The following is a 10,326-nucleotide window of genomic DNA, read 5'->3' on the forward strand; positions in this document are numbered from 1 at the left end:
AAAAGGGGAGCAGAAAGCAAGTCAAACGGGGTCAGAAGGAATACGAGCGTCTTGCCGATCATATCGGATTGCTGCCGGCGGTTATGATCTCCCCTTATGATATGAACCTTGTTACCGGTTTCAGTGAAGACCGGCGCCGGTTCATGGATGGGGTCATTGCCCAGTATGATCGTGCATACCTGGAAAGCCTTCTGAATTATAACCGCTTGTTGTCTCAAAGGAATGCACTATTAAAACACATGGCTATTGAGGGGATCCGAAAAAGCGAGACCCTGGATATCCTTAGTATGCAGATGGAAGGCCCCGCCCAGCACATCTATGAAACCAGGAAAGCATTCCTGGAAAGATTGACGGCGGTGTTCCAGGATTACTATGAACGGCTTTCAGGAGGGAAGGAGCAAGTCTCCTTGACCTATCAATCCCATCTTCATGAAAAATCCCAGAAGGAATGGTTGCTGGAGCATACGTCGCGTGACCTGGTACTGCAGCATACCGGCCGGGGTGTGCATAAGGATGACCTTGTATTTCAGTTGGGGGAGTATGCCGTGAAGCGTATGGGTTCTCAAGGGCAGCAGAAAACATATCTGATTGCGCTGAAGCTTTCACAGTATGCCCTCATGGCAGAGATCAAGAAGGTAAAGCCCATCTTAATGATCGATGATGTGTTCGATAAACTCGATGAGCATCGTGTGGCTTCCCTGATGAAACTTATCGCAACGGAAGCCTTTGGTCAGGTGTTTATTACCGATGCCCATACCGGTCGTCTCCCGGCCATTTTTACTCAGCCTGGCGTGGATGCGGAGATATACGAGGTAAATGAAGGAGCTGTAAAAAAGCCGTTAACCGCCGAATCATGAGAAAATCAAACGAACAGTCCCTCGGTGAGGTGATCAAAGAATTATTGAAATCTTCCGGACTGGATAAGAAACTCGCCCAACACAAATTGATCGAAGGATGGGCGGAGGTTGTCGGAGAAACCATTGCCAGACACACCCTGGAAGTGAAAATATTTGATGATAAGCTTTATGTGAAGATGAATTCTTCCGTGATAAGGGAAGAACTTAACTATGTCAAGTCCGGACTGGTTCAGAAACTGAATGAGCTGGCCGGAGAAAAGCTGATAGAGGATATTGTGATCCGGTGATGGGTGGAGGACAGATATCAGATTCCAGACATTAGATAATAGACATTAGACATTAGACAAAAAAAGAGGCCAGACATTCCATAATGGTTCCGTCTGACCTCTTTCTGTCTGAAATCTGGTAATCTAATTTCTAATAATCTAAAATCTTTCGTCCTGCTTAAAGAAAAAGTCTCCTTCGATCTTTGCATTCTCGTCGCTGTCCGAACCGTGAACAGCATTGGCACTAATGGACTCTGCAAATTTCTTCCGGATGGTTCCTTCTGCTGCTTCCTGAGGGTTGGTGGCACCGATCAACGTACGGAAATCCTCCACAGCATTGTCCTTTTCAAGAATGGCCGCAACGATCGGTCCGGATGACATAAAATAAACCAGCTCATCATAAAATGGTCTTTCCCGGTGAACAGCATAAAATTCACCTGCTCGTTCCTTGGATAGCTTCAGGTATTTCATGGCAACAATGCGAAAGCCGCCTTTGATGATCATGTCTAGGATCGCACCGATGTGTCCGTTCTCTACAGCATCCGGCTTGATCATGGTAAATGTGGTATTTCCGGCCATTGGGGGTAAAGTTTTATTGATTTGGCTGCGAAAATAGTAAAATAAGGGAAGAGGTGTGTTATGGGATGGTGATTCGTATCGATGTGATGCAATGAAGCCTTAAACATTCAGGCTGTTCCACGCATCACGAACCAACACAAATCCAGGAAGCATTACAAAAATAAACACGGGGTCCCAAACACCGGAGATGACGGCCCGCACGGGCAGAGTGAGGAATAGAAAGCCCAGGAACAAGAGACAGATGAGGAAGCTTTTGATCACAACAGGATTGCGTGATGCCACCATCTTTTCGCGTAACGGACCTTCCTTATAGCGTGGTGGCTGACCGGTGGTATTGTATTTGGGAGCAGCCGGTCCCGGTGGCGTCTTGGGGTTGGTCCCTGGCATTCTTCCATATTTCCGGAAGTAATCATAATTAAAACGCTTATTGGTGTCAATCAGCGTCTCATAGGCCAGGTTGATCTCGGCGAACAGTCTGTTGGCCTCCGGTGAAGGGTTAACATCCGGATGCATCTTCATGGCAACCTTACGATATGCCTTCTTGATGTCCGCATCCGAAGCATCGCTGCTAATACCAAGCAATTCATAGTAATTGATCCGCATGTATTGTTTTACGGCTGCCATGGATTCATCGTTGCAATCCCCTAATAAACAAAAAACACATTAAAGTATCCCGGTATTTAGCCAGAAGTCCCGATGTAAAAGGATCAGTCCTCGGAAAATTCCACCAGCTGGCGCCGGTAAGCAGAGAATAATTTTGATCTCGAGATAAAACCGTGGTATTTGCCGTCATGAGTGATTACCGGTAAATTCCAGGCACCTGTTTCGGTGAATGTATTCGCCACCCGTTCCATGGCATCTTTTTCCCTGATAAAGGCCGGAGGCATATCCATTAATGTTTCTACACGCACCGTGTCATATTTTTCGGGCTGGAACATGATCTCTCGGATATCATTCAGCAACACAACCCCTACCAGTACCCGGTCTTCATCAAGAACAGGAAAGATATTCCGGTGTGAACGTGCAACGATCTTAACCAACTCCCCCAGGGTCTGATCCGGGCGGATACTCTCAAAGTCATTTTCAATCACCTGTGATACCTGTAGTCTGTTAAGTACCGCCTTGTCTTTGTGGTGCGTGATCAGATCGCCCCGTTTGGCAAGTTGCATATTGTACACAGAATGCGGGATAAAGTATTTTACGGTAACATATGAAATCGCGCACGTCATCATCAGGGGTAGAAAGAGGCCGTATCCTCCGGTGATTTCTGCGATAAGGAAGATGGCGGTCAGCGGCGCTTGCAGAACGCCGGCAATAAGCCCTGCCATGCCCACCAGTATGAAGTTGCTGACCTCAAGATGAAAGATGGTCAATTCGTTGATGGCTTTTGAGAATACAAAACCGGCAATAGCACCCATGAACAGGGTGGGGGCGAAGATTCCTCCAACACCTCCGGCGCCGAATGTCACGGCAGATGCAATGACCTTGAGCAGCAATACGGCGATAAGGAAGCCGAAGATGATATACAGGTTGCCATGAAAGGAGTAGAACAAACTGTTGTTAAGGAGTTCGGCGTAGTTGCCGGTGAATAGCATATTGATTACGTTGTAGCCTTCCCCGTAGAGCGGTGGGAAGAGGAAGATCAGGATGCCCAGGATCAATCCACCCGTAATGGCTTTTTTGAAATTTCGTTCGTTCTCCCCGAATTTGTCTTCCACCCACCAGAACATCTTACTGAAGTACATGGAGAGGACTCCGGTGAGAAGGCCCAGCAATAGGTAGAAGGGGGCTACCTTCGGACTGAAGACGGTATGAAATTCATAGTGAAAGATCACTTCCGATTCCGTCAGCAGCAGGGACGTCAGTGCAGCGGAAGCAGAGGCAAGCAGCAATGGGATCAGAGAAGACATGGTCAGGTCCAGCATCATAACCTCTATGGCAAATACAATGGCCGCGATCGGTGCGCTGAAAATGCTGGCCATGGCACCGGCCGCGCCACAGCCTATAAGCAGACTGATGCTTTTGTAGTTCATATGCATCAACCGTCCGATGTTTGAACCCAGGGAGGCGCCCGTGGCAACGGATGGTCCCTCCAGTCCTACACTACCACCAAATCCCACCGTCAAAGCACTGGTGATGATGGACGAGAACATGTTATGTCCGGGCAGGATGCTATTGTTACGGGAGATGGAATAAAGGGCATTGGGGATGCCATGCCGCACAGGTCTTTTAAGAATGTATTTGATGAAAGCTACCGTAAGCACAATGCCGATAAGGGGGTAGGCAAAGTAGAGGTAGTTCTGATAGTTGGAAAATCCGCTGGTGAGCAATTTGCGGATCGTGAACACAGAGTTCTTGATCACCACCGCAGCCAGACCGGTACTGAATCCCACAGCAATGCTTAGCAGGATGACGAAGTTCCGGTGCTTTATGTGTTTGACACGCCAAATCAGGAAGCGTGTCAGCCAGGATCTTTTTTTGTTCGGTGTTCCCTCAGCCATCTGTGCACGTTGTTTTCTGTCGATAGGACCGAAAAACGCCACAAAGCTACGACTTTTAAGGGTTGAAAGTTCAAAGTTTAAGGTTTAAAATTGGGTTGCAACCTTAAACCTTAAACTTTGAACAGTAAACTATTCCCCGCCCTCGGCAAGGTGCTTCTTCAACGCTTCAAGCAATTCCGGGTAACTCATCTTTTCACCACCGTCTCCACCAATGGTGAATCTCACAGACTTCGCACCTTTCTTGCCATTCTCATCTATTTCCACGATATCCAGTTTTCCTGCATATTCATCCCTTTCGCCACCCTTTTTTGGGTATTTGAAAAAGGTGAACTGCAGCAGGCAACGTACATCTTCCTTGGCAAATTTTCCTGCGATACCACCAGCACCCTTCGCTGCGCGCAGGTATGTGAAGGTATGCGGAAGGCCCATGGCTTTCACATCTTCTTCTACAAATACTTTGGCCTGCTTCCAACATTCGCTTTCAATGTCCACTGAGTTGGAAGCGGGTTCGTCGAACTGAAGTCCAACGGAAGTATGGTGTTCTCCTGATAGAAGTTCTTTGGGGAAGTCCTGTGCCTGTATGGTCATGCTGCCGGCAAGCAGGGCGGTGGTGAGGATGAATGTTTTCATGCGTGTCTTTTTAGTGAGAATTTGAAGATAAATAATTTGTAGGAAAGCAAAGAGTGTGCTGGATGAATGTGCGAAGCAAAAAAAGGTTATATGGAGTTCACCAGCGTTTAAATATATTTGGAATCCTCTTGAGTAGCATTGGTAAAGACGGTATTTTTGAAGTGTTCATTAAGTTCAATAGAGATGAAGATATATGAAACCATAAATAAATTGCGAGCCGAGCTTGATTCGTTGTTGCCGATGAGGGAGGGGGATAAGGAAAGACTTTGGAAGAAGATTAAGCTAGATCTGACCTTTCATTCAAATCATATTGAAGGCAACACCCTGACATATGGCGAGACCAGTATTCTAATAACGCACGGTAAGGCCACGGGAGATCACGAGATGCGTGATTTTGAGGAGGTGAAAGCGCACGTTGTTGCACTGAATAGCATAAGGGAGTTGGCAGATAATCCTGAGCAACCATTTACGGAGAGTACCATACGGGAGTTGAATAAAATTATTCTGGTGGAACCATTTTGGAAGGAAGCGATCACAGCAGATGGTCAGCCTACCCGTAAACTTATCTCTGTTGGGAAATATAAATCTTCTCCAAACTCGGTTAGATTGGCAAATGGAGAAATATTTCAGTACGCCTCTCCGGAGGAAACTCCTGCTTTGATGGAAGAACTTATGAGTTTTTACAAGAAGCATATTGATGACAATGAGGTTCATCCACTCCAATTGGCAGCTTTATTTCATCATAGATTTGTACAGATCCACCCTTTTGATGATGGAAATGGCAGGATTGCAAGATTGGCTATGAATTACATTCTGCTGAAGAAAGGTTACCCGGTGGTAATTATTCCTTCTCCTGACAAAAAGAATTATTTATTGGCTTTGAGTAAAGCTGATGCCGGTGATGCTGATGCATTTGTAGAATACATAGGCAAACATCTTATTCGATCCCTTGAGCTGAGCATAAAGGCAGCAAAAGGAGAAAGGATTGAAGAGTTAAGTGATTTAGACAAGGAGATTGAAATATGGAAAAGGGAAAAAGTAAATGCTAAGGATAAGTTGCTGACAAGGACCAATGTAAACATCTTCAACGCATATGATAATTCATTAAGTCCTCTGATTGATTTGGTTATTGAAGAACTTAAAAACCGTTTTGGAGATTTATTCTTGAAATTTTATACTTCATTTTTGGTAAATGGTAGGCAGTTGCCGGGTAGCGAAAATTTACGTGAGACCCTATTGATGAAAGTACAAAGAGATGTTGGGAGGAGTGCAGCTAATGCTAATAATGTGAATGAAGAAGCAGCGTGGTGTCAAACCATTGATATTTCGTTACGTTTTGATGGTTATAAGAGCGCAAAGGCAAATGCCTTCAATATGGGTATTGAGCTTAATGTTTACTTTGACCAATACAAGTACAGTGTTGGGATAAATCGTAAACATATTGTTATTAGCAAGGCGTACGGAGAAAAAATATCGCCTGAAGAAATGCATGAATTTTTAAACATCGCAAAGCGGACTACTTTCGAGGATATAAAATCAAATGTGGAAAGCTCCAATTAACCGCTAACTATCACTTCTCCTTTTCCAGTTCTGTGCTCAACTCCTCCCACCGTTTCATCACCTTCTCCAGTTCTGCTTTCAGGGTGGCATGTTGGTTAAGGGTCTCCGAAGAGGCTTTGGCGTCCGAATAAAAATCAGGATCAGCGAGGACTTTCTCTACTTCCTTCATCTTTTTTTCGATGCGGGCGATCTCCTTCTCGCTGCGTTCAATGTCCTGCGATAATTTTTTTGCGGCCTGACTTTTCTCACGAATCTGCTTGCCCTTGCCGCTTTCGGGTTGGCTTTTTTTGGGTGCTTCTGCCGTTTTCTTTCCTTCAGTCTCGAACTGACGGAAGGTGTCTACCTGGTGAGCTTCCAGGAACAAGGCAATGTCGCCGATCTTATCACGAATGCCTTTGTTGGTGAATTCAAAGGTGCGTTCGGTCAGGCCGTCCAGGAAATCCCGGTCGTGTGAAACCAGTACCAGGGTGCCGTCATAACCGATGAGGGCGGCCTTGAGTACATCCTTTGCGCTCATGTCCAGGTGGTTCGTGGGCTCATCGAGGATCAGCAGGTTCACGGGATTCAGCAGCAGACGTGCCAGGGCCAGCCTGGATTTTTCCCCGCCGCTGAGCACTTTCACCTTTTTGTCCATGTCATCTTCCCGGAAAAGAAAGGAGCCAAGAAGTCCGCGCAGTCTTGAGATGTTGCGCCATTCGTCGGTAGCGATGGAGTCCAGGGTGTCGTATACCGTTTTGTTCTCATCCAGCACATTTTCCTGTGCCTGGGCGTAGTAACCGATATTCACGTTGTGGCCGATGCGAAGGTGACCGTCGAAATCTGTCTGCTTCATGATCATCTTCACCAGGGTGGATTTCCCCTCGCCGTTCTTTCCGACAAAGGCAACCCGTTCTCCCCGGTGGATCGTGAAGCCCAGGTTTTTTAAAATCTCGGCTTCCCCATAACTTTTGTTCAGGTCTTTTGCTTCAAGAACGATGTCGCCGCTGCGTGGAGCGGGAGGGAAGCGAAACCGGATCTGGCGGTTGTCGAACTCATCGAACTCCACCCGCTCCAGTTTTTCAAGACGTTTTACCTTGCTTTGAACCTGTTTGGCTTTGGTGTTCTTGGCCCGGAAGCGTTCAATAAAACGTTCCTGCTGGGCGATGAACTGCTGTTGGTTGGTATATGCCGCTTCCTGCTGTTTAAGGCGTTCTTCTCGTAACTCTACATAGCGGTTGTAGGAACACGGGTAGTCGTATATCCTGGCATTTACAATCTCAACGGTGCGGTTGGTGACCCGGTCCAGGAACATCCTGTCGTGACTGATGAGGATCAGTGCACCTTTGTTCTCCCTGAGAAAATCCTCCAGCCACAGGATGCTTTCGATGTCCAGGTGGTTGGTGGGCTCATCAAGCAACATGAGGTCGGGTTTGCGAAGGATGAGTTTGGCCAGTTCCACCCGCATCTGCCAACCTCCGCTGAACTCGGTGAGGGACCGGTCAAAGTCTTTCCGCTCAAAGCCCAGGCCTTTCAGGACCTTCTCAACATTGCTCTCGCTTTTGCCATCGTCCAGGTGACTGAGTTGTTCGCTTTTTTCACTGAGCCGGGTGATGATGGCCATATAGGCGTCACTTTCGTAATCCGTGCGACTACCCAGCTCTGCGTTGATCTCGTCGATCTCTGCATGGATTCGGCTGATGTCGTCATACACGGTCATCGTTTCCCCAAATATGGTCCTGGCGCTTTCATTCTTGAACTCCTGTGCCAGGTAGCCCAGTTTCTTGCCGTTGGGAATAACCACTTCTCCGGAAGAAGGACTTTGCTTACCGGCGATGATCTTGAGCAAGGTACTCTTGCCTACACCGTTCTTTCCGACCAAACCGATCTTGTCGTTTTCATTGATGAGAAAGGAGATCTGTTTGAACAGGTCTTCGCCGGTGAAGTGTACGCTGAGGTTGGAAACTGAATACATGGGTGCAAAGATAGTGTGCTATTCGCCCATTTTGAAACAGGTAGGACGGGAAAAGCATCTATACCATGATATTTATTAGAAATACCTCGCATTCATAAACTTCATTTGAGACGTATTGATGGGTTTATTTTTAGGGAATTTGATGGCAAAGGATAATGTTTTCTTCAGACTTTCTGCCGGTTTAAGGGTAACGGCCCAGCTCACCTCGCCATTTAATTCATTGTGTGATCCGTCTGATATTTCCAGTTTGCTGACCTCTATCTCCCCGTCCTGAGAAACGGGAAGCTGATCGAATAACTCGAGCTTAATGTCGGAGTTTCGGTTGTTTTTCACGATAATCTGGTAGCTGAAAGTTTCTTTCTTATTGGAGCCGATAACCTTTTTAGAGGAAAATTCCTGTTGCATTTCCCGAGTTACCACCACCTTTTTGTCGCGACCCAGGGACACGTCCAGGGTATCGTTTACCTGCGCTGTGTTGATAAGGGATTGACCGAGGTAGGTTCCATCGAAATAAATATTGGCATACCCGGTAACGAGGTTCAGCTTTTCCCATCCGCTGACACGGGCAATGAGGAAGGCGTTCTTTTCTACCTTTGGTGCTGCATAATGTTTATAAGTTGCCTGTAGTTCGTGTGTGGCCACTTCCACCATGTAGGGATTCGCATCTGCCGGAACAGTGTACCTGTCCTTTATGTCGAATTCTATGTTCAGATCCGCCATCTCTATGATGGTACCCTGTTGTTCATCCATATCAACACCTTCGCCAGAATAGTCGCCGCTTTTCTTTTTCAGGTCACCGGCCCATCCGTATGATATTTCTTCTCGTTTCAATTCATCCTGCCGGGGCTTTTGGTTCTCACTAATCAAGCCTGAATTATAAAAGACACTTTCTTCCAATCTGCCGGAACGGTAATGCAGGTACCACGGTTTTAGTTCGGGCTTGGTAGCGGTCTGGGTAGGGTCTGCAGTGCTAAGAGTAAGCATGGCATCGTTCCAATCAATCTCCGTGTCATTAAAAACTTTTGCACGGTAGGTCAGTTTGATGGGTTGGTCAGTTTCCTGAGCACGGATGTCATATACTGGTACCCAACCTGCACCAGGTACGAGGTAACTTAATGTGAAATCACGGATGCCGGTTGTGGGGGATGAGATCAGTACGGATACCTCCGAGCGTCGGTACTGTGTGCCGGAATTCAGCGTTTGCAATTGCTGACGGATACGTTGTTGAATCTCTTTGGTCTTTGTCTGTTTTGCATTGATTTGGGAGAGCTGTTTATTGATGTCCATTATTCGCGTGCGGAAAAATTCCGAAGCTGTTTTCAGGTCGGTGATCGAAACGCCGTTGTTTTGACCACCGATGGATTCATTCTTCAATAGCATTTTCTTTTCCGCTTCGAAGGCATCGCGGTCGTCATTTTGTGCGGTGATGATTCCTGAAAGGAGTTCAAGAGAATCCCTGAGTGATCTGATGAGGGGAGCCTCTTCATCTTTGGTCAGAAAATCCATTTTTCGGGAGATGGATAATATTGAAATGTGATCATCTGTCTTGAGTTGGAGGCTGGATTCATTCAATTGAGGAGAAAGGCCTTTGAATATGATCAGGTTTTTTCCCGTCCGCACATTGACGGATGCCTGTCTGCTGACCTGTGCGCCATCCAGGTATACGGTCACATGGTGAATGTTTGATTTGGCCTGGACCTCATGGGTTTGCTGGGCTGCTGCTGTTAGCACAGTCAGGACGGTCATAAACAAAGTCAGAAGTAATCTCATGGTCTTATGGATTTAAGTTTAACTTATGGTATAGCTATATGATGCACACAACGGATAAATTTCATAAATCGGATTTCGCCCATTGCACATCACCTGATTTTTATAACTTTGAAATACCTATCTCAATCTTAGGAGTATGATGGAAACCACATTGGCCTCAGTCACTGACAGTATCATTGACCGCCTGAAAAAAGCACAGTCCGACCTGGAAG

The 10,326-nt window shown here is 46.5% G+C and carries 9 protein-coding genes; 3 read left to right on the forward strand and 6 right to left on the reverse strand.

The window, feature by feature from the left end; translation table 11 throughout:
* The coding region (recF, locus tag KDD36_13225; GenBank protein ID MCB0397609.1) for a DNA replication and repair protein RecF at positions 1–857 on the forward strand (857 nt) is incomplete at its 5' end.
* Positions 854–1,144, forward strand: coding sequence for a DUF721 domain-containing protein (locus tag KDD36_13230; protein MCB0397610.1), 291 nt, complete (start codon positions 854–856; stop codon positions 1,142–1,144). The genes recF and KDD36_13230, both read left to right, overlap by 4 nt.
* A 138-nt stretch (positions 1,145–1,282) precedes the next feature.
* On the opposite strand, the gene KDD36_13235 is transcribed toward KDD36_13230, so the two are convergent.
* The 4 genes from KDD36_13235 to KDD36_13250 form a co-directional block, all read right to left on the reverse strand.
* Positions 1,283–1,702 (reverse strand): nucleoside-diphosphate kinase, encoded by a 420-nt coding sequence (locus KDD36_13235; GenBank protein MCB0397611.1) that lies wholly within the window; start codon positions 1,700–1,702, stop codon positions 1,283–1,285.
* 99 nt (positions 1,703–1,801) lie between these two features.
* Positions 1,802–2,305, reverse strand: coding sequence for a DnaJ domain-containing protein (locus KDD36_13240; protein MCB0397612.1), 504 nt, complete (start codon positions 2,303–2,305; stop codon positions 1,802–1,804).
* Positions 2,306–2,409: 104 nt separating this feature from the next.
* The gene (locus KDD36_13245) at positions 2,410–4,203 is read right to left on the reverse strand and encodes a chloride channel protein (protein MCB0397613.1); all 1,794 of its coding nucleotides are present in this window, start codon (positions 4,201–4,203) and stop codon (positions 2,410–2,412) included.
* Positions 4,204–4,332: 129 nt separating this feature from the next.
* Complete coding sequence (locus KDD36_13250; protein MCB0397614.1) at positions 4,333–4,833, reverse strand: hypothetical protein; 501 nt, start codon at positions 4,831–4,833, stop codon at positions 4,333–4,335.
* 183 nt (positions 4,834–5,016) lie between these two features.
* Here KDD36_13250 and KDD36_13255 point away from each other — a divergent pair, with 183 nt between their 5' ends.
* Positions 5,017–6,393 carry a Fic family protein gene (locus tag KDD36_13255; GenBank protein ID MCB0397615.1) on the forward strand — a complete coding sequence of 459 codons (1,377 nt, stop codon included), beginning with the start codon at positions 5,017–5,019 and terminating at the stop codon, positions 6,391–6,393.
* Between the two features lie 10 nt (positions 6,394–6,403).
* Here the strand turns inward: KDD36_13255 and KDD36_13260 are convergent, their stop codons facing one another.
* A complete protein-coding gene (locus KDD36_13260) occupies positions 6,404–8,344 on the reverse strand; it encodes an ABC-F family ATP-binding cassette domain-containing protein (GenBank protein MCB0397616.1) in 1,941 nt (646 codons plus the stop codon).
* 75 nt (positions 8,345–8,419) lie between these two features.
* A complete protein-coding gene (locus tag KDD36_13265; protein ID MCB0397617.1) occupies positions 8,420–10,114 on the reverse strand; it encodes a DUF4139 domain-containing protein in 1,695 nt (564 codons plus the stop codon).
* Positions 10,115–10,326 lie beyond the last annotated feature (212 nt).

Source organism: Flavobacteriales bacterium (assembly GCA_020435415.1).
In the GTDB taxonomy this organism is placed as follows: Bacteria; Bacteroidota; Bacteroidia; order JACJYZ01; family JACJYZ01; genus JACJYZ01.